Below are 18,858 nucleotides of genomic sequence, written 5' to 3' on the forward strand. Positions count from 1 at the left end.
AAAAATAAAAGTTATTGCTAATCATTATAAACATTAAATTGATTTGATTATCAATTTTTCAGTCAGATTAAAACTGAGCAGGTAGATTAAATGTCATTAATTCTCCAGTGATCGGGTGGGTGATCGTCAACTGTTCTGCGTGTAGGCATAAACGAGAAGATAACTTTCTGGCAAAAGGTGGGGCATAAAATTTATCGCCTAGAATAGGATGCCCTAATGCTAACATATGCACTCTTAACTGGTGAGATCGTCCTGTTATCGGAGTTAATTTAACTCGAGTGGTATTATTAGGATACCGCTCTAGCACTTGGTATTGAGTGATCGCTTTTTTACCGAGCGTGAAATCAATGCGTTGTCTTGGACGATTTTCCCAATCACAAATTAGAGGGAAATTTATTTCCCCCTGATCTTGTGTTAAATGCCCCCATACTAAGGCTTGATAATGTTTTTTCGGTTCTCTTTCACGAAATTGGCGTTTAAGTTCTTTTTCTGCTGCCTTGGATAAAGCAAACAGTAGAATACCACTGGTTGCCATATCTAAACGGTGGGCAGGTTCAGTAAAACCGAATTTTTGTGCTACTCGACTCATTGCACTGTCGTGATATTCAGGGCGATTGCCGGGAACGGAAAGTAAACCACTTGGTTTGTTGATCACTGCAATATGGTTATCTTGGTAAACTATCTCTAGCCAAGGTTCCATTGGTGGGTGATATGCAAGCAATGCCATTCTTATTCCTTATTACTAATGATGACTCGAAGACTATCTAAATACCAGTTGGCTTGTGCTAAATGGGATAGTGAGAGTGCTTGTGCTTCTTCTAAAGCGGTAATTTCATCTGCTCGAATATTTTTGTTCACTGCTTGTAAAGCAGTTAAACGTTGTAATTCTGCTGATAAGGTTTCATTTGCTTGTTGTGTGGCTTGAGTAATAATTCTCTCTGCAAGTGGCGTTATTAACTCATTCCCTGTTTTTAATAAACGTTCAATATCATCTTTCGCCATTTTAACCACTTTATTTGCCATTTTTTTATTCAGTGGTTTAAGTTGTTTCTCTAATCCGTTAAAAGAGACTTGTTCACCCAAATTATTCCCTTTCAGGTCGAGTAATAATCGCACTGGTGTTGGTGGTAAGAAACGTGTCAGTTGTAACCCTTTTGGAGCTTGTGCTTCAATAATATAGATTAATTCAAGTAACAGTGTTCCTGCTGGTAAGCCTTTGTGAGGTAATAAACATACAGCTGTTTTACCAATATCGCCACTGGTAATTAGATCGATACCATTGCGAATCATTGGATGATCCCAAGTAAGAAACTCTAAATCTTCTCGAGCTAATGCTAATGAACGATTGAAGGTTACCGTACTCCCTTCTTCTTTTAAGCCCGGAAAGTCAGGGATTAACATATTGCCACTAGGGCTAATTACGATGCTATCTTCCCCTAAATCTTCTTGTTCTAAGCCAATAATATCAAAGAGGTTGAGTGTAAAATTAATTAATTCAGGGGTATTATCTTGTTGAGCAATCTGACTTGCTAATAATTGTGCATCGTCTCCACCATTAGAATTTAACTCTAATAAACGATCTCGCCCCTGTTCTAATTCGGCTTTTAGTTTTTGTTGTGTTTTATAGGTTTCTGCTACAAAGGCTGAAAATTCATCTGTTTCAGGTAAATTTTGTAAGTATTCGGCGAGTTTTGTTTGATATTTGGCAAAAATTGCTGAACCCATTGGACAGGTTTCTTCAAATGCGTTTAGCCCTTGGTGGTACCATTCGCATAAGATCATTTGTGAAGTTTGATCAAAATAAGGAACATGAATTTGAATATCACGTGTTTGTCCAATTCGATCTAAACGTCCAATACATTGCTCTAGTAAATCAGGGTTGTTTGGTAAATTAAATAGCACTAAATGGCAAGCAAACTGGAAATTACGCCCTTCCGAACCAATATTAGAACTTAATAAAACCTGTGCCCCTTCTTCCTGTTGAGCAAAATAGGCAGCGGCACGATCTCGTTCTACAATTGACATTTTTTCGTGGAATACGGCTGAACGAATCGCTTCTTTTTCTCGTAGAATTTGTTCTAATTGGATTGCTGTTGTTGCGTGTTGGCAAATAACCAGTACTTTCTCATCTCGGTGATTTTTTAAAAAGGTGATTAACCATTCGATCCGAGGATCAAATTCCCACCAAGTAGCATCAGGATTAAGTTTTTGGAAAACTTGTTCGGGATAAAGTGTCCCATTCTCAATTTTTTCACCTAAAAGAGTCAGTACTTTTAACGCATTTTGATACTGTTTTGGTAATGCTAATTTAATTTGGTGTAATTGACGTTGTGGAAACCCTTTGACACCTTGGCGAGTGTTACGGAAAAGTAAACGGCTAGTACCATGGCGATCGATCAGGTTGCGAATTAACTCTTGTCGAGCATTGAAACGCTCTTCTGAAGAGAGTGTTTGTGCATTAATGATTTTTAGTAATGGTTCAATATCTTGCTCTGATAACAGTTCACAGAGATTATTTTGTTCTGTGGTAGTTAAGGGAGTATCGCTGAGTAAAGTATTTACTGCCATTGCAACTGGTTGATAATGTTTCTGTTCTTCTACAAACGCCGTGTAATCATAAAAGCGATTTTTATCAAGTAAACGTAACCGTGCAAAATGGCTTTCTTGTCCCAATTGTTCTGGGGTTGCGGTAAGTAATAAGATAGCAGGAATTGTATTGGCTAGTTGTTCCACCAGTTGATATGCCATACTTGGTGAGTGTTGATCCCATTCTAGGTGGTGAGCTTCATCGACAATTAACATATCCCAATCGGCATCGGTGAGTTCTGCCATACGATTAGGCTGTGATATTAGCCAATCAATCGAGCAAATCACGAATGATTCACTATTAAATGGATTAACCTTGATACTTCTGCCGTTTTCTTCTTTACGATCTAATTCTTGGCAACGTTCTTCATCAAAGAGGGAGAAATGCAAATTAAAGCGACGTAGCATTTCAACTAACCATTGATGTTGCAAACTATCTGGCACTAAGATTAATACTCTTTCTACTCTGCCAAGAAATAATTGTTGTTGTAAAATCATACCCGCTTCAAGGGTTTTACCTAATCCCACTTCATCAGCAAGTAATACTCTTGGTGCGATGCGTTGACCAACTTCTTTGGCAATATGTAATTGATGTGGAATAAGGCTAGCACGTGTACCACGTAAACCACGTAATGGCGATTGAAATTGGGCTTGTTGATGTTGTAATGCCCGATAACGTAGTGCAAAGCGATCACTACGATCAATTTGAGCCGAATAGAGACGATCTTGGGGTTTACTGAAAGTTAATTGATGTGCTAGATCCATCTCTTTCATTACGGCTTCTTCATCGGTATCTAAACGTTTAACAAGATATAATGCACAGTCATTATTTTGCATAACATCAATGACTTTTGCCTGCCAACCTTCGTGATGAGTGATAATATCGTTTTCTTGAAACAACACTCGAGTCATTGGTGCTGCTGCTAACGCATATACCCTTTGCTCATCGGCAGCAGGAAATAAAAAAGTTACAGTACGAGCATCAACTCCAATAACTAAACCAAGTCCTAAATTATTTTCACTTTCGCTAATCCAGCGTTGTCCCACTACAAACGACATAATTTCAATTTCTCTTGTTTCTTTTTCTATGTATTGAATAACTATTTGAATAAAAATGACATAACCTAACTTAATCTTAGGTTAAACAAAAAATAAGTCGGCTATTGTAACGAGATCTCCAACAAAAGAAAAACAGAACCTGTTTATTCTTGATGAATAATAAAAGAAAAATGTGTGATCTCTTTCTAAAAAGCGAGTGAAATAATTTACATTTAAGCTTTTTAATATCAAAATAGTTTCTGAAGGATATTTTATTTTTAGAGGTTACTATAAACATTATGACAGCATTGAAACATGAATTATTCAGTGGTTGGACAAAATTTGAGGCTTGTTGGTTATTACTCTTTTTAGCGTTACAAATTGGAGTATATATTTATCAGCCAGATTCAGTATTAGCTATGATAGCAGGGATTGCAGGTATTATTAATGTGGTCTTTGTGAGTAAAGGTAAAATTAGTAACTATATATTTGGTTTGATTTTTGCCTATTCCTATTTTTATGTTTCTTGGGATAATAAATTTTATGGTGAATTAACCACGACGCTTTATGTTTATATTCCAGCACAATTTATAGGGTATTTTCTATGGAAAGAACATATGCGAAGAGGTAAAGAGGGGCTTGATGAAAATGTTCAAGCAAAAGTATTAACGACTAAATCTTGGATTTTGACTATTTTAGCGATCATTGTAAGTTCAATCGTTTTTATTTCTATTTTAAAAACAACAGATGCTCAATCTGCCAGCCTTGATGGGGTTACAACTGTTTTAGTTGTGGCAGCACAAATATTAATGTTGCTTCGTTATCGAGAACAATGGATTTTATGGATTATTATTAATATTTTATCAATTATTTTATGGGCTGATACGGCAGCAATTTATATTATGTACACTGCTTATTTGTTAAATGCTTTATATGGCTATTACAACTGGACGAAATTATCAAAACAAAACACAGTGGAAGAATAAAATTTAATTAGGAATTATTAGATAATTCCTAATTTTTTATTTAGTGTGGTGTTTTTACTAATAAAGGTAAATATCAGTCGAAGATAAAAATAATGGCAAAATATATCATTTAAAATAGTTTCACATACCCTCCCTCGACTTGTTTAATGACCCCTTGTAACTCAAGTTCTAGCAGTGCGGGTAATAACTCTGGGATTGTAATTTTAAGATTTGTAGCAAGGTCATCTGGCGGTATTGGCGTGGTGCTAAGATGTTGATAAAGCGTGAGATATTCGGGTGGTATTTGTGGTTCTATGGGTGGTGATGAGGGAGCTTTTGGGCTATTAAGATTGGAAATAGGGGCTGTTTTTAGGTCTTCCAGAGATGATGGACGGAGAGTATCAGTAAAATTTTGTTCAAGTAGCGATTGATGAAGATAATCGTGTAAAAATTGGGAAGAAAGAATATCTAAAATATCTTTCACATTTTCGACTAACCAAGCTCCTTGTTTAATTAATTGATGGCACCCTTGACTGTGACCATTATATAAAGCCCCGGGAATGGCAAATACCTCTCTATTTTGTTCTAACGCATAACGAGCAGTGATAAGAGAACCACTTTTTTCTGTCGCTTCAACTACTAATGTACCGAGTGTAAGGCCACTGATAATCCGATTACGGCGAGGAAAATTTTCGGCAATAGGTGGTATGTTTGGGAGTAATTCTGAGACTAATGCTCCTCCTTGTTCAATAATTTGTTGGGCTAGTTTTTGATGCCGATATGGGTAGATTCGGTTTAATCCATTGCCTAATACAGCAATGGTAACGCCCTGAGCTTGTAAAGTGGCTTGATGACTAAGGCTATCAATACCAATGGCTAAACCACTGGTAATGGTTAAGTTATGCTGAGTTAGTTCCGTGGCAAATTGAATGGCAAGTTGTTCACCATAACGAGAACAGTGGCGACTGCCCACCATTGCAATCTGGGCGGTATTCAGACTCTCAAGATTTCCTTTGATATAAAGAAGGGGCGGTGGTGCTGGAATTTGTTTTAATAAAGGGGGATAAATAGGATCAAAAATCGTCAGAATATGTTGTTGCGGTTGTTGTTGCCATTCTAATGTTTTGTCAATGATCGCTTGCTTAGGCTTCAGCCAAGCGTGAATTTGATTTTCTTTCCAACCTATTTGTTGTAATTCTTTGGCTGAATAGCAAGATAATTCTGATAATGAGATTTGTGCTAAAAGTTGTTGGATTTTTACCACGCCTATTTGTGGTACTAGACTAAGGCGTAACAGTTCCGCTAAATCGTACATATTGTATTCTCTGGTTTTGTGTGTGAACAGATAAATTAATCTGCTTTGTTTGATCTGACGAGATAATGAAATCTATTTTGGAAGGAAGATCGCAAAAGCTATTTATTACTATCTAGATGATCACCATTTTAGGATAGTCCACGAAAAAGAAATTTTCCGACAAATTTTGGCTAATGCTTAAAAAGTGCTGGAAAAACCAGTAGAATGTTGCAACAACTCTTTACTAATGGAAAAAAATTATGGCGTTATTAGAAGTCTTATGTTATCCCGATGAACGTTTACGAACAGTTGCACAGCCAGTCGAAGTGGTTGATGATGAAGTCAGATCTTTTATTGATGATATGTTTGAAACTATGTACCAAGAGCAAGGTATTGGCTTAGCTGCCACCCAAGTTGATCGTCATCAACGGATTATTACGATTGATCTTGCTGGTGATAAACAAGAACAATTGGTATTGATTAACCCTGAAATTTTAGAAAGCTGTGGTGAAACAGGTATTGAAGAAGGTTGCCTTTCAGTACCGGGATACCGTGCTTTAGTACCTCGAAAAGAAAAGATTAAAATCAAAGCGTTAGATCGTCATGGTAAGCCTTTTACTTTAGAAGCAGACGACCTTTTGGCGATTTGTATTCAACATGAAATTGATCATTTAAACGGAGTGATGTTTATTGATTATCTCTCACCATTGAAACAGAATCGGGTTAAAGAAAAACTATTGAAATATAAAAAACAGTTAGCTCGAAACAAGAAATAATTTTACTCACCACCATTTACATAACGTAGAACATTATGAAACCACTTAATATTATCTTTGCTGGCACGCCAGATTTTGCGGCTCAGCATTTACAAGCTTTGTTGAATTCTCATCACAATGTTGTTGCAGTCTATACTCAACCTGATAAACCTGCAGGGCGAGGTAAAAAATTGCAACAAAGTGCAGTTAAGCAGTTAGCTTTACAACATAATTTACCTGTTTATCAACCTAAATCGTTACGCAAAGTGGAAGCACAACAAGAGCTGGCTACACTTAATGCTGATGTTATGGTGGTGGTTGCTTATGGTTTAATTTTACCTAAAGCAGTGCTTGATCTACCTCGTTTGGGCTGCTTAAACGTTCACGGTTCACTACTACCTCGTTGGCGAGGTGCAGCACCGATTCAACGTTCGCTTTGGGCAGGTGATCAAGAAACAGGTATAACCATTATGCAAATGGATGAAGGGTTAGATACGGGGGCGATGCTCTATAAGGTGAAGTGTCAGATTGAGATGAATGATACATCGACAACGCTATATCAAAAATTAGCTAGATTAGCACCACAAGCTTTAATTGATGTTTTAGATGGCTTAGAACAAGGGCAATTTCCAGCTGAGCCACAAGATGAGAATTTGGCTACTTATGCAGATAAATTAAGTAAAGAAGAAGCTCGGTTAGATTGGACGCTTTCTGCCGTAGCATTAGAACGCTGTATTCGTGCTTTTAATCCTTGGCCAATCAGTTGGTTTACATTAATCGATGAAACAGGAAAAGAGCAAACGTTAAAGGTGTATCAAGCGAGTGTTTTACCAGCGGTTAATCAGCTTCCTGGTACAATTTTAAAAGCAGATAAGAATGGTATTCAAGTTGCCACTGCGAATGGGGTGTTGAATTTATTACAATTACAGCCAGCAGGGAAAAAACCAATGTCTGCACAAGATATTTTAAATGGTCGTGCTAGCTGGTTTGAAATTGGTAAAGTCTTAGAGTAAGGTGAAATATTATGTATTCTCGTAAAGCTCAGCGTTGTAGATCATCACAATCTAAAACTTCATCAAAAATGGCTAAACCATTATCTACTCGTGCATTAGCAGCACAAGTTATAGTACAGGTATTAGATCAAGGGAAATCTTTATCTACATTGTTACCTACTTTACAAGGAAAAGTACAAGCACAAGATGCGGCATTATTGCAGGAAATTTGTTTTGGTGTTTGTCGAGTATTACCACGTTTAGAAAAAATTTTAGCACTGTTATTGGATAAGCCATTAAAAGGAAAAACAAGGATTGTTCATTGTTTGTTATTGGTTGGCTTATATCAGCTTCTTTATACACGTATCCCTGCTCATGCGGCAGTAGATGAAGTTGTAAATGCAGCGAAGGGATTAAAAGTTGACAATTTTCGTGCATTGCTAAATGGTGTATTACGCCGTTTTTTACGTCAACAAGAAGAGATTTTGCCTAAGGTCGATCAACATTGGCAAACATTACACCCTGATTGGTTGATTAATCTTCTCAAGCCTTATTATCCAAATTGGCGAGAGATCATTAGTGCAAATAATCAGAAACCTCCAATGTGGTTGCGTGTTAATCAACAACATACCAGTGCGAGAGATTATCAAGCCCTATTAGCCCAACAAAATATTAAGGCGATTCAAGTGCCACAATCACCAGACTGTGCTTTATTACTTGAAAAAGCGGTGGGGGTAACTCAGTTGCCTGCTTTTCAGGAAGGACAGGTTAGTGTTCAAGATTGTAATGCTCAATGGGCAGCAATGTTATTAGAACCACAGGCAAATGAGTTAATTTTAGATGCTTGTGCTGCACCGGGTGGAAAAACATCACATTTATTAGAATTAGCTCCGACAGCTAAAGTGATTGCATTAGATATTGATCAACAACGTTTAAAGCGAGTGCAAGAAAATTTACACCGTATGCAGTTGTCAGCAACGGTCGTTTGTGGTGATGCAACTCAACCAGAACAATGGTTGAACCCACTAGTGCAACAAGGACTAATAGCTGAAAAGCGTGGTTTTGATAAAATTTTACTTGATGCTCCTTGTTCTGCAACTGGAGTTATTCGTCGCCATCCTGATATTAAATGGTTACGCCAAGCGGAAGATATTTCTCAATTAGTCAACTTACAAGCACAGATCTTAGACGCATTATGGGAAAAATTAAAGCCGAATGGAACATTGTTATATGCGACTTGTTCCGTGTTACCTCAAGAAAATTGCGAACAGATTAAAGCTTTTTTACAACGCCAATCTAATGCAGAATTAATCCCTTTAACGGCAAAATTACCAGCAAGTACGCTTTCTAACTCAGAATATGGTTGTCAATTTTTACCAACCGAGTTGGGTGGTGATGGTTTCTTTTATGCCAAATTACGCAAATTACCTATGGCAGCAACCTAAACTGCAGATCAAGGAATAACGATGAAGATTATTATTTTAGGGGCAGGGCAAGTAGGTGGTACGCTTGCTGAAAATTTAGTGAATGAAGACAATGATATTACAGTGATTGATAAGAATGCGGATCGCTTACATCAATTACAAGATAAGTATGATTTACGGGTTGTACAAGGAAATGCGTCTTCTCCTAGAACTTTAAGAGAAGCGGGAGCTGCAGACGCTGATTTGTTAGTGGCAGTAACCAGTTCCGATGAAACCAATATGATTGCCTGCCAAGTCGCTTATACCTTGTTCAAAATTCCGACTAAAATTGCACGTATCCGCAATGTAGATTACCTTCGAGAGCGAGAAAAATTATTCAAAAATGATGTGATCCCGATTGATCATATTATTTCACCAGAAAAATTGGTTACCGAAGATATTGCACGTTTAATTGATTATCCCGGTGCATTACAAATCGCCCTTTTTGCTGAAGATAATATTAGTTTAGTTACGGTTAAAGCCTACTATGGTGGACCATTGGTAGGTTATCCAATTGTAAATTTAAAAGAACATCTCCCGCATATTCCAGCACGTATTGTTTCAATTTGGCGGCAAGATAAATTGATTCGTCCCCAAGGTTCAACCATTATTGAAGCGGGAGATGAAGTGATCTTTCTATGTGCTACCCCGCATATTCGAGCGATTATGGCAGAATTACAACGGCTAGAAAAGCCAAGTAAACGGATTATGATCGCTGGTGGTGGTAATATTGGTGCTGGCTTAGCTAAATATCTTGAAAATGATCATAATGTGAAGTTGATAGAACGTAACCCACAGCGTGCAGAGTTGTTAGGAGAGCAGTTATCTAAAACATTAGTATTATGCGGTAATGCCTCAGATCAAACATTACTTTTTGAAGAGCATATCGAAGATATTGATGCTTTTATTGCTTTAACCAGTGCAGATGACGCCAATATTATGTCATCACTGCTTGCAAAGCGTTTAGGTACCAAAAAAGCGATTGCATTAATTCAGCAAATTCCATATTTGAATTTAATCCAAGGTGGTACGATTGATATTGCAGTTTCTCCTCAACAGGCAACAATCTCGGCATTATTAGGGCATGTACGTAAAGGCGATGTTATTAATGTTGCGGTATTACGGCGAGGTCTTGCTGAGGCAATAGAAGCTGTGGCGCATGGTAATCAAGAAACTTCCCAAGTGATAGGAAGAAAAATATCAGAATTGAAATTACCATCAGGTGCAATCATTGGTGCAGTATGGCGACAAAATGAAGTGATTATTGCGAATAAAAATCTGATTATTGAGGAAAATGACCATGTCATTATTTTCTTAAATGATAAGAAGCATATTACTGAGATAGAAAAACTCTTTCAACCCAGCCCATTTTTTATTTAAGGATTGAGAATAATGTTTAATCATCGTTTTATTCGCTATGTATTAGGATCAGTCCTTGCCAAAATAGCTTGGTTAATGTTGATCCCTTTGTGTGTAGCCATTTTTACTAATGGTAACGGGTTGGCAGAATTTTTTACGAGCATTGTGATTACCTATATCGTGTCTTTTTTCTTAACACGGCGAAAGCCAAGTGATATCCGCTTACGTGGAAAAGATATGTTATTACTAACCACATTAATTTGGTTAGTTTCTTGTGCTTTTGGGGCATTACCTTTCATATTATTGGAACATTTTAGTTTTACCGATGCCTATTTTGAAACGATGTCTGGATTAACAACTACTGGGGTGAGTGTCCTGACTAATATTACAGAGGCAGCACCAAGTTTATTGATGTGGCGTTCGACTTTGCAATGGTTAGGAGGATTGGGCTTTATCGTTATGGCAGTTGCGATCTTGCCATTTTTAAATGTTGGGGGAATGAAATTATTCCGTACTGAGTCATCAGATAAGTCAGATAAATTACTTCCACAAGCGAAAGATGTTGCAAAAAGTATTATTAAAACCTATGTCATTCTCACTGCTGTGTGTTGTATTGCTTACTACTGGGCAGGAATGACTTTTTTTGATGCGATTAATCATGCCTTTACAACTCTCTCAACGGGTGGATTTTCTACCCGTGATGGTTCAATGAATGATTTTAGTGCATTAATTCAATGGATTTGTTTACTGTTTATGTTTTTAGGTTCTTTACCATTTTTATTAATGGTGCAGTCTGTCCAACGAAGAAATATTTGGGTGTTATTTTTTGATCAACAAGTACGAGGTTTTATTCTTTTTACTTTAATTGTTGGTGCTGGATTAGCTTTATGGTTACATCACAATCAAATTTTTGACTGGCACGACAGTTTTCGGATTGCGTATTTTAATTTAGTGAATTTAATGTCAACAACTGGCTTTGGTTTAGGGAATTTTGATGCTTGGACTAACACTACCACTTTTATTTTTGCGATTGCTTTTTTCATTGGTGGCTGTTCAGGCTCAACTGCTGGAGGAATAAAAATATTTCGCTTTCAGATTATTTTTGCGGTGGTAAAACATCAAATTCTTAAATTGATGCACCCACAAAGTGTTGTATCAGTACAATATAACCGACAAGCTGTTGCAATTGACTCAATTTTTGCCATAGCGGGATTTTTATTGTGTTATTTTATTATTCTCATTTTGGGGACGGTTTTAGTAACGTTACAAGGATTGGATTTAGAAACCTCGCTGAGTATTGCGGCAACGTCAATTGGTAATGTTGGACAAGGTTTAGGACCGATTGTTGGGCCAAATGGTTCTTTTGCTAACTTATCCGAATCAATTAAATGGTTAATGGTTACAATGATGCTAGTTGGGCGTTTAGAAATTATGACGGTCTTGGTTTTATTTTTTCCGGGGTTTTGGAAAAAATAAAAGAAGAACTTTTCAAAGGTGATGTATAATAAAATTACATTAATTTTATAAAATTTGCATGATATTGAGGAAATTATGTCGCTTTTAAAAGAGTTTCGTGATTTTGCTGTACGTGGTAATGTCGTTGATATGGCTATTGGGGTCGTGATTGGTGCAGCTTTTGGGAAGATTGTCAGTTCTTTAGTATCTGATATTATCACACCACTCATTAGTTTATTTGCTGGGAGTGTTGATTTTAAAAATTTAAGTTTTGTTTTGCGCGCCGCAACAGAAAATACTCCAGCATTAACGCTTAAATATGGCTTATTTATTCAAACTGTCTTTGATTTCGCTATCATTGCATTTGCAATTTTTATTGCGATTAAAGTAATGAATAAGTTAAAGAAAAAACAACCTGAACCTGCCCCGAAAGTGAAAGAAACAACAGCAGAAGAAAAATTACTCTCTGAAATTCGTGATCTATTAAAGGATAAAAAATAATTTAATCATTAAGGTAAAATCCATATATTAATCAAAATATATGGATTTTTTTATTATTCTAGTAATTGTAGTTGTTGGAATGCGGTTAAAATTCCGTCTTGTTCAATATTAGTGGTAACATAGTTAGCAACAGCTTTTAATTCAGGGCAAGCATTCCCCATAGCGACACCATACCCAACACTGGTTAGCATTTCAATATCATTTAAGCCATCGCCAAAAGCAATAACATTTTTCATACTCAAACCTAAATGTGTCACGATATTTTGAATACCACGTGCTTTTGAACCGTTTTGAGCTAATAGATCAACGGCATAAGGATGCCAGCGTACAGTTTTTAAATCTTGCCCTAAAATAGTAGAAGTGGTAATTAACCCCTCTTTTTCTGTCGGGTAAAAGAGTAGCATTTGGTAAATAGGTGCTTTTAAGTAGTAATCGGGATCAACAATATAATTGCTTGTAATCGGAGTTAAAGCTGTTTGTACTGAAGGGGATATAGCCGAGACTGCAATATGATCATTACCCACAAAACCATATTCAAACTTATGTTGTTGCATAAAGTCGATGATTCTTTTGATTTCAAGGGTTGTGAGAGGATATTGAGTAATAATTTGTTGCTGGTAACTATTATGTTGACCATTAATTGTGACGAAGATATCCACATCTTCATCTTCAATTAATTGATTAATCACCTGAGGAAACGCACAACGAGGTCGCCCAGTTGCAATTGCAGGTCTAATGCCTTGCTGTTTTAAACGGCGGAAAACTTCAGGGATTGTTTTAGGAATAATCGCATTTTGTTTAATATAAAGGGTTTCATCAATATCAAAAAAGACAAGTTTGATTTGTTCTTTAAGTGCTGTTAATGACTCTGGTGATAACATTTTTTGCTCAAATTTGTTGTAAAAATTAACAGGTTTATCAATTCTAAAAGCTAATACTCAGAAATGCAAATCAAACCAAGGTGATGCAATTCTGATATTTGGCTAATAGTTATTGGAAAGTATAAGCGTAATTTCACAGTGATTTTGCGATCTTTTTCGCAGAAAAATTATCTATTTTTCAGTTAAAAATTGGATTTTGTTATGTTATCTCGATGAAATTGACAAATCCTTTTGCTTTTCGCTGTTTTTATTGTCAACAGCCTCTAGCCTTGCCTTGGCAAGGACTTTGTTGTCGTTGCCTGCGTCAGATTATTCAGATTCCTTATTGTGGAAAATGCGGTTCACCATTGCCAGAATATCATCTTGGTTGTGGGTATTGTTCTTGTCAGCAGTTATTGTGGGATAGAATGATCTATGTTTCACCTTATCAAGCTCCTTTAAGCGAATTAATCCATCGTTTCAAGTTTCAACAGCAGTATTATTTAGATCGAACCTTGGCTCGGCTGTTATTATTAGCAGTTTTAAAGGCAAAACGTGAACAAGGATTATCTTTACCTGAACTATTATTACCTGTTCCATTGCATCATCACCGACAATGGCAGCGAGGCTATAATCAAGCTGGTTTGTTAGCGGATTATTTAGGGTATTACTTAACATTACCAGTCAATCATCACTGGTTAAAACGACAACGTGCAACGCTTTCACAACGAGGTTTAGTGGCGAGAGAACGCCAAAAGAATTTAGTCGGTGCTTTTAGTTTAAAAGGTAAGGTTAAAGTGCAGTCTGTTGCAATTATTGATGATGTCATTACCACAGGGGCAACTATGCACGAATTATGTGTTTTATTACGTCAACAAGGTGTAAGTGAAATTCAAGTTTGGGCATTATGTCGTACGTAAACCTAAAATTAGGGATTTTCTAATCATTTAAATTAGGTTAAAAGTGGAAAAATATTTTATTTAGGCGTATTATTTCCGACTATATCAGTCGGGTATTATTTTTTTATGCGAGAAAGGAAGTTTTATGCAACATGTTAAAATTTCTGCTGCCGCACAGACGCATTTTCGTAAATTATTAGAGCAGCAGGAAGAGGGAACAAATATTCGAATTTTTGTGGTTAATCCGGGTACATTACATGCGGAATGTGGGGTCTCTTATTGCCCTCCTTCAGCGGTAGAAGCAGATGATCAGGAAATGAAATATGACGGATTTTCAGCCTTTGTTGATGAGATTAGTTTACCTTTTTTAGAAGATGCAGAAATTGATTTTGTTACCGAGGAAATGGGATCACAATTAACATTAAAAGCCCCAAACGCTAAAATGAAAAAGGTTGCTGATGATGCACCTTTAATTGAGCGAGTAGAATATGTTATTCAAACTCAAATTAATCCACAGCTTGCAGGGCATGGTGGTTTGATTACATTAATTGATATTACAGAAGAGGGTATTGCTGTATTACAATTTGGTGGTGGTTGCAATGGATGTTCGATGGTCGATGTTACTTTGAAAGAAGGGATTGAGAAACAGTTGTTAACCCAATTTGATGGGGAATTAAAAGGCGTGAAAGATGCAACTGAGCATCAGCGTGGCGAACATTCATATTTTTAGTAATGGTATTAAAGATAATACCTGTTTTCCGATTGAAATTATTCTAATTTCAATCGGGTATTTCTCAGTGGGAGTAGTAAGAAAGCGAAACTCAATTTATTCTTGGTTTATTTTAGGAGACGATTATGGCTTACACTTTACCTGAAATAGGTTATGCCTATGATGCTTTAGAACCTCATTTTGATGCAATGACAATGGAAATTCATCATAGTAAGCACCATCAGGCTTATGTAAATAACGCAAATGCAGCGTTAGAAGGTTTATCTGAAGAATTAAATGCAATGTGTGCAGGTGAGTTAATTTCTAACTTAGCTAAAGTACCAGCAGAAAAACGTACAGCGTTACGTAATAATGCAGGTGGACACGCAAATCATTCTCTATTTTGGAAAATGTTGAAAAAAGGAACAACCTTACAAGGTGAATTAAAAACAGCAATTGAACGTGATTTTGGTTCAGTTGAAGCTTTTCAAGCGGAATTTGAAAAAGCGGCAGCAACACGTTTTGGTTCGGGTTGGGCGTGGCTAGTTTTAACGGCTGACAACAAGTTAGCAGTTGTTTCAACAGCAAATCAAGATAACCCTTTAATGGGTAAAGAGATTGCGGGTTGTGAAGGATTCCCATTACTTGGTCTTGATGTTTGGGAACACGCTTATTACTTAAAATTCCAAAACCGCCGTCCAGATTATATCAAAGAATTTTGGAATGTGGTTAACTGGGATTTTGTGGCACAACGCTATACAAATAAATTAGCTAATAATAGTTGTAATTGTAAATAATTTTCGATTTATGCTGAAAGCCGAAACAATCTGTTTCGGCTTTTTTTATCTCTAACTGGGCAGTTTTGCGATTTTTCTCGCAGATATTGTGATTCTTTTTGGTAAAAATCACTGAAGTTGCTAGATTAGTCCAGATGAAATGATTAAAATCGCCAATTTATTTATTCCTGTAAAATTGAAGCAGGAAAATTTATTTAACTAAGCAGATTAATGACAAGGATATTCGCCGTAATGTGTAACAACGAGGCAACAATGATGGATTCATCAGCAAAACAAAGTTTAAACAAAACAAAATTAGAAAAAATTAATTTAATGAATTTAACTCGCCCTCAAATGCGAGAATTTTTTGCTTCATTAGGCGAAAAACCATTCCGTGCAGATCAACTGATGAAATGGATCTATCAGTTTGGTGAAGATAACTTTGATAATATGACTAATATTAATAAAAAGTTACGTGAAAAACTTAAACTTGTTGCTGAAATTACAGCACCAGAGATTGCGGTTGAACAACGTTCTAGTGATGGCACAATAAAATGGGCAATGCAAGTGGGAGAACAACAGGTTGAAACTGTGTATATTCCAGAAGCTGATCGGGCGACATTATGTGTATCATCACAAGTTGGGTGTGCTTTAGCCTGTACTTTTTGTTCTACTGCTCAGCAAGGTTTTAATCGCAATTTGACGGTATCTGAGATTATTGGTCAGGTATGGCGAGCGTCAAAAACGATAGGTAGTTTTGGGGTAACAGGGGTTCGTCCAATTACTAATGTTGTGATGATGGGAATGGGAGAACCACTATTAAATTTAAATAATGTAGTGCCTGCAATGGAAATTATGCTAGATGATTTTGCTTTTGGGTTATCTAAGCGTCGAGTTACTTTATCGACCTCAGGAGTGGTACCAGCGTTGGATCGTTTAGGGGATATGATTGACGTTGCTTTAGCCATTTCGTTGCACGCACCGAATGATGAATTACGTAATGAAATTGTGCCGATTAATAAAAAATATAATATCGCAACCCTAATTCAGTCGGTAAATAATTATTTGACTAAGTCGAATGCGAATCACGGCAAAGTCACTATTGAATATGTAATGTTGGATCGTGTGAATGATAGTGTTGAACACGCTCATCAATTAGCCCAAGTATTGCGTAACACACCAAGTAAAATCAATTTAATTCCATGGAATCCGTTTCCACAAGCGCCGTATAATAAAAGCTCTAATACTCGCATTGATCGTTTTCAAAAAACATTGATGGAATATGGTTTTACCGTGATTATTCGCAAAACTCGTGGCGATGATATTGATGCGGCTTGTGGTCAATTAGCTGGTGATGTGATTGATCGAACTAAGCGTACTGCACATAAAAAATTTGGACAGCAAATTGCGGTGAAAGTTGATTAATTTTAGTTAAGTCAATGTAAGGAGTAATGATGTTAAGGATAAGCCGATTGATAATCTTACTTTTTACATTGATGATCACAGGTTGTGTTACATCAAGAGATACACAATCAGGAAATAAAATTGATCAAATTAAATTAGCGAAAATAAGGGTTGAGTTGGGATTAGGCTATTTAGCACAAAATAATTTACCACAAGCAAAAGTTAATTTTGATAAAGCGTTACAGCAAGCACCACAGCATTATTTACCGCATTTAGGCTTAGCTTATTTTTATCAACAAAGTGGTGAAGTTGAAAAAGCAGAGATTGAATATCAACAAGCCTTAATGTTCGCACCTATGCAAGGTGATGTGTTAAATAATTATGCAACATTTTTATGTGCGAGAACGAAGTATCAATCTGCTTTTCAACTTTTTGAACGTGCTTTAGAGGGTAAAGGATACTATCGTTTTGCAGATACTTATCAAAATATCGCATTATGTGCATTTTTGGCGAAAGATCGTCCTCGAGCGGTATGGGCGATTAAACAGTTGGCTACCTTTGATCCTGAAAAAGCGAAAAAAACAGCACAATTGTCCCCTTTTAAACTTTAATGATAAGTTACTCGAAGTGGTTCATTTCAGTCGGTCTTTGCAAGATTTTTTATTGCAAAACCTGAATATCCCCCTTAAACTTGCCTGATGTTTTTTGCTGTTGAGTCGTTTTAATCGCAATTTATCAGCGATATTCAATTAGAAGTATTAATAATGGATAATCAAGCAGATATTATTGAGCCTCAAGAATTAAGTATAGGTCAACGTTTGCGTCAAGCACGAGAAAAAGTTGGTTTAGACTTAATAGAGGTGGCAGAAAAAATACATTTAAAAGTTGCAATATTAAATCATCTTGAACAAGATCGTTTTAGTTTACCTAATTTACCGCCTGCTTTTATGAAAGGCTATCTGAAGAATTATGCAAAATTCTTAAATATTGTCATTTCATCTGAAGAATTTGCCCAGTTGCAATTTGGTGATAACGTATATAAGAAGCCTCGGATTCGGACGGTAATTAATGATGATGTTGCTCATAGTCGATGGGCAGCACATTTAACTTGGTTGGTGGTTTTCTTTTTAATTAGTATGACAGTCTTGTGGTGGTGGCAAGATCATCAGCGTTCACAAACTGAACGACAAGATTTTGTAGAAAGTCATTTATCACCGAAAACAACTTCTAATGTTATTCCTACAAATCTTACCAAGAATGAGAAAGTGGAGAGTGATGTAACTGATAATACGGCAATTGAAAGCTCTTCCAGTGCTGAGAGTATTAAGCGTAATTCACAACAGCCTGTATCTGATGAAAGAATAGAGGGAATACCATCACCACAAATTACCACTCCAGCTTTAACATTAGTTGCAACATCTTCTAATGCAACGACCTCAAGTAAAATTGAATTGCCGAATACATCAACTGAGGCTTTAGAAAAAGCGATGCAGCGTATTGATCATTCAAAGCAAGTGATGAAACAAGAAAAAAAGGGTGAAAAAGGCATTGTTCCATTATCAGAGGGGTTGCAGTTAGATGTTATAGCAAATAGCTGTTGGATTACCATTAAAGATGGCAATAACGATATTTTAGCTCAAAAAATCTATTTTGCTGGAGATAAGTTACATTTTAATACCAAGCCACCTTATGATTTGGTTATTGGTGCACCTTCTAATGTCAAAATTAGTTATTTAGGGAAAGAAATACCCATTAAATTAGATGGGAAAGTGGCAAGACTTAGATTACCTCAGAAAGGATAA

At 36.4% G+C, this 18,858-nt stretch carries 17 protein-coding genes; 13 read left to right on the forward strand and 4 right to left on the reverse strand.

All coding sequences use genetic code 11. The features are described 5' to 3' along the window. Window positions 1-67: 67 nt before the first annotated feature. Complete coding sequence (rluA, locus tag CEP47_RS08455) at window positions 68-727, reverse strand: bifunctional tRNA pseudouridine(32) synthase/23S rRNA pseudouridine(746) synthase RluA (protein WP_261920058.1); 660 nt, start codon at window positions 725-727, stop codon at window positions 68-70. A 2-nt stretch (window positions 728-729) separates the two neighbouring features. Next, entirely contained in the window at window positions 730-3,645 is a 2,916-nt protein-coding gene (gene rapA, locus CEP47_RS08460) for an RNA polymerase-associated protein RapA (protein WP_261920057.1), read from the reverse strand. A gap of 278 nt (window positions 3,646-3,923) precedes the next feature. Here rapA and pnuC point away from each other — a divergent pair, with 278 nt between their 5' ends. Continuing rightward, on the forward strand, window positions 3,924-4,610 hold the full coding sequence (pnuC, locus tag CEP47_RS08465) for a nicotinamide riboside transporter PnuC (RefSeq protein ID WP_261920056.1): 687 nt from the start codon (window positions 3,924-3,926) through the stop codon (window positions 4,608-4,610). Window positions 4,611-4,719: 109 nt separating this feature from the next. Here pnuC and dprA read toward each other — a convergent pair whose 3' ends face one another. Further along, a complete protein-coding gene (dprA, locus tag CEP47_RS08470; protein ID WP_261920055.1) occupies window positions 4,720-5,904 on the reverse strand; it encodes a DNA-processing protein DprA in 1,185 nt (394 codons plus the stop codon). A gap of 239 nt (window positions 5,905-6,143) precedes the next feature. On the opposite strand from dprA, the gene def reads away from it, so the two are divergent. The 6 genes from def (at window position 6,144) to mscL (ending at window position 12,408) form a co-directional block, all read left to right on the forward strand. Next, on the forward strand, window positions 6,144-6,659 hold the full coding sequence (gene def, locus CEP47_RS08475; RefSeq protein ID WP_261920054.1) for a peptide deformylase: 516 nt from the start codon (window positions 6,144-6,146) through the stop codon (window positions 6,657-6,659). Window positions 6,660-6,694: 35 nt separating this feature from the next. After that, complete coding sequence (fmt, locus tag CEP47_RS08480; RefSeq protein ID WP_261920053.1) at window positions 6,695-7,651, forward strand: methionyl-tRNA formyltransferase; 957 nt, start codon at window positions 6,695-6,697, stop codon at window positions 7,649-7,651. Between the two features lie 11 nt (window positions 7,652-7,662). After that, on the forward strand, window positions 7,663-9,075 hold the full coding sequence (gene rsmB, locus CEP47_RS08485; RefSeq protein ID WP_373463107.1) for a 16S rRNA (cytosine(967)-C(5))-methyltransferase RsmB: 1,413 nt from the start codon (window positions 7,663-7,665) through the stop codon (window positions 9,073-9,075). A gap of 21 nt (window positions 9,076-9,096) precedes the next feature. After that, a complete protein-coding gene (trkA, locus tag CEP47_RS08490; RefSeq protein WP_261920052.1) occupies window positions 9,097-10,473 on the forward strand; it encodes a Trk system potassium transporter TrkA in 1,377 nt (458 codons plus the stop codon). A 12-nt stretch (window positions 10,474-10,485) separates the two neighbouring features. Further along, window positions 10,486-11,928, forward strand: a complete 1,443-nt coding sequence (locus CEP47_RS08495; RefSeq protein WP_261920051.1) for a TrkH family potassium uptake protein — start codon at window positions 10,486-10,488, stop codon at window positions 11,926-11,928. 75 nt (window positions 11,929-12,003) lie between these two features. Next, window positions 12,004-12,408: a large-conductance mechanosensitive channel protein MscL gene (gene mscL, locus CEP47_RS08500; protein WP_261920050.1), complete on the forward strand. Its 405-nt coding sequence runs from the start codon at window positions 12,004-12,006 to the stop codon at window positions 12,406-12,408. 53 nt (window positions 12,409-12,461) lie between these two features. Here the strand turns inward: mscL and CEP47_RS08505 are convergent, their stop codons facing one another. Beyond that, window positions 12,462-13,289 carry a Cof-type HAD-IIB family hydrolase gene (locus CEP47_RS08505; RefSeq protein WP_261920049.1) on the reverse strand — a complete coding sequence of 276 codons (828 nt, stop codon included), beginning with the start codon at window positions 13,287-13,289 and terminating at the stop codon, window positions 12,462-12,464. Between the two features lie 212 nt (window positions 13,290-13,501). Between CEP47_RS08505 and CEP47_RS08510 the strand changes: the two genes are divergently transcribed. From CEP47_RS08510 to CEP47_RS08535, 6 genes are all read left to right on the forward strand, one after another. Next, window positions 13,502-14,188 carry a phosphoribosyltransferase family protein gene (locus tag CEP47_RS08510; RefSeq protein WP_261920048.1) on the forward strand — a complete coding sequence of 229 codons (687 nt, stop codon included), beginning with the start codon at window positions 13,502-13,504 and terminating at the stop codon, window positions 14,186-14,188. Window positions 14,189-14,312: 124 nt separating this feature from the next. Then, window positions 14,313-14,897, forward strand: coding sequence for a Fe-S biogenesis protein NfuA (gene nfuA, locus CEP47_RS08515; protein WP_261920047.1), 585 nt, complete (start codon window positions 14,313-14,315; stop codon window positions 14,895-14,897). Window positions 14,898-15,022: 125 nt separating this feature from the next. Continuing rightward, window positions 15,023-15,673, forward strand: coding sequence for a superoxide dismutase [Mn] (gene sodA / locus CEP47_RS08520; RefSeq protein WP_261920046.1), 651 nt, complete (start codon window positions 15,023-15,025; stop codon window positions 15,671-15,673). Window positions 15,674-15,925: 252 nt separating this feature from the next. Further along, window positions 15,926-17,077 carry a bifunctional tRNA (adenosine(37)-C2)-methyltransferase TrmG/ribosomal RNA large subunit methyltransferase RlmN gene (locus CEP47_RS08525; RefSeq protein ID WP_261921035.1) on the forward strand — a complete coding sequence of 384 codons (1,152 nt, stop codon included), beginning with the start codon at window positions 15,926-15,928 and terminating at the stop codon, window positions 17,075-17,077. 47 nt (window positions 17,078-17,124) lie between these two features. Continuing rightward, window positions 17,125-17,667 (forward strand): type IV pilus biogenesis/stability protein PilW, encoded by a 543-nt coding sequence (gene pilW / locus CEP47_RS08530; RefSeq protein ID WP_261920045.1) that lies wholly within the window; start codon window positions 17,125-17,127, stop codon window positions 17,665-17,667. Window positions 17,668-17,820: 153 nt separating this feature from the next. Then, window positions 17,821-18,858 carry a RodZ domain-containing protein gene (locus CEP47_RS08535; RefSeq protein ID WP_261920044.1) on the forward strand — a complete coding sequence of 346 codons (1,038 nt, stop codon included), beginning with the start codon at window positions 17,821-17,823 and terminating at the stop codon, window positions 18,856-18,858.

This window comes from Mergibacter septicus, assembly GCF_003265225.1.
GTDB lineage: Bacteria > Pseudomonadota > Gammaproteobacteria > Enterobacterales > Pasteurellaceae > Mergibacter > Mergibacter septicus.

What these genes read in the sequence shown, in the direction of transcription:
- rapA (WP_261920057.1), bottom strand. Translation starts at nt 3,645, where the DNA reads ATGTCGTTTGTAGTGGGACAACGCTGGATTAGCGAAAGTGAAAATAAT.
- dprA (WP_261920055.1), bottom strand. Translation starts at nt 5,904, where the DNA reads ATGTACGATTTAGCGGAACTGTTACGCCTTAGTCTAGTACCACAAATA.
- mscL (WP_261920050.1), top strand. Translation starts at nt 12,004, where the DNA reads ATGTCGCTTTTAAAAGAGTTTCGTGATTTTGCTGTACGTGGTAATGTC.
- CEP47_RS08525 (WP_261921035.1), top strand. Translation starts at nt 15,926, where the DNA reads ATGATGGATTCATCAGCAAAACAAAGTTTAAACAAAACAAAATTAGAA.
- CEP47_RS08535 (WP_261920044.1), top strand. Translation starts at nt 17,821, where the DNA reads ATGGATAATCAAGCAGATATTATTGAGCCTCAAGAATTAAGTATAGGT.
- CEP47_RS08505 (WP_261920049.1), bottom strand. Translation starts at nt 13,289, where the DNA reads ATGTTATCACCAGAGTCATTAACAGCACTTAAAGAACAAATCAAACTT.
- CEP47_RS08510 (WP_261920048.1), top strand. Translation starts at nt 13,502, where the DNA reads ATGAAATTGACAAATCCTTTTGCTTTTCGCTGTTTTTATTGTCAACAG.
- rluA (WP_261920058.1), bottom strand. Translation starts at nt 727, where the DNA reads ATGGCATTGCTTGCATATCACCCACCAATGGAACCTTGGCTAGAGATA.
- sodA (WP_261920046.1), top strand. Translation starts at nt 15,023, where the DNA reads ATGGCTTACACTTTACCTGAAATAGGTTATGCCTATGATGCTTTAGAA.
- CEP47_RS08495 (WP_261920051.1), top strand. Translation starts at nt 10,486, where the DNA reads ATGTTTAATCATCGTTTTATTCGCTATGTATTAGGATCAGTCCTTGCC.
- fmt (WP_261920053.1), top strand. Translation starts at nt 6,695, where the DNA reads ATGAAACCACTTAATATTATCTTTGCTGGCACGCCAGATTTTGCGGCT.
- trkA (WP_261920052.1), top strand. Translation starts at nt 9,097, where the DNA reads ATGAAGATTATTATTTTAGGGGCAGGGCAAGTAGGTGGTACGCTTGCT.
- pnuC (WP_261920056.1), top strand. Translation starts at nt 3,924, where the DNA reads ATGACAGCATTGAAACATGAATTATTCAGTGGTTGGACAAAATTTGAG.
- def (WP_261920054.1), top strand. Translation starts at nt 6,144, where the DNA reads ATGGCGTTATTAGAAGTCTTATGTTATCCCGATGAACGTTTACGAACA.
- nfuA (WP_261920047.1), top strand. Translation starts at nt 14,313, where the DNA reads ATGCAACATGTTAAAATTTCTGCTGCCGCACAGACGCATTTTCGTAAA.
- rsmB (WP_373463107.1), top strand. Translation starts at nt 7,663, where the DNA reads ATGTATTCTCGTAAAGCTCAGCGTTGTAGATCATCACAATCTAAAACT.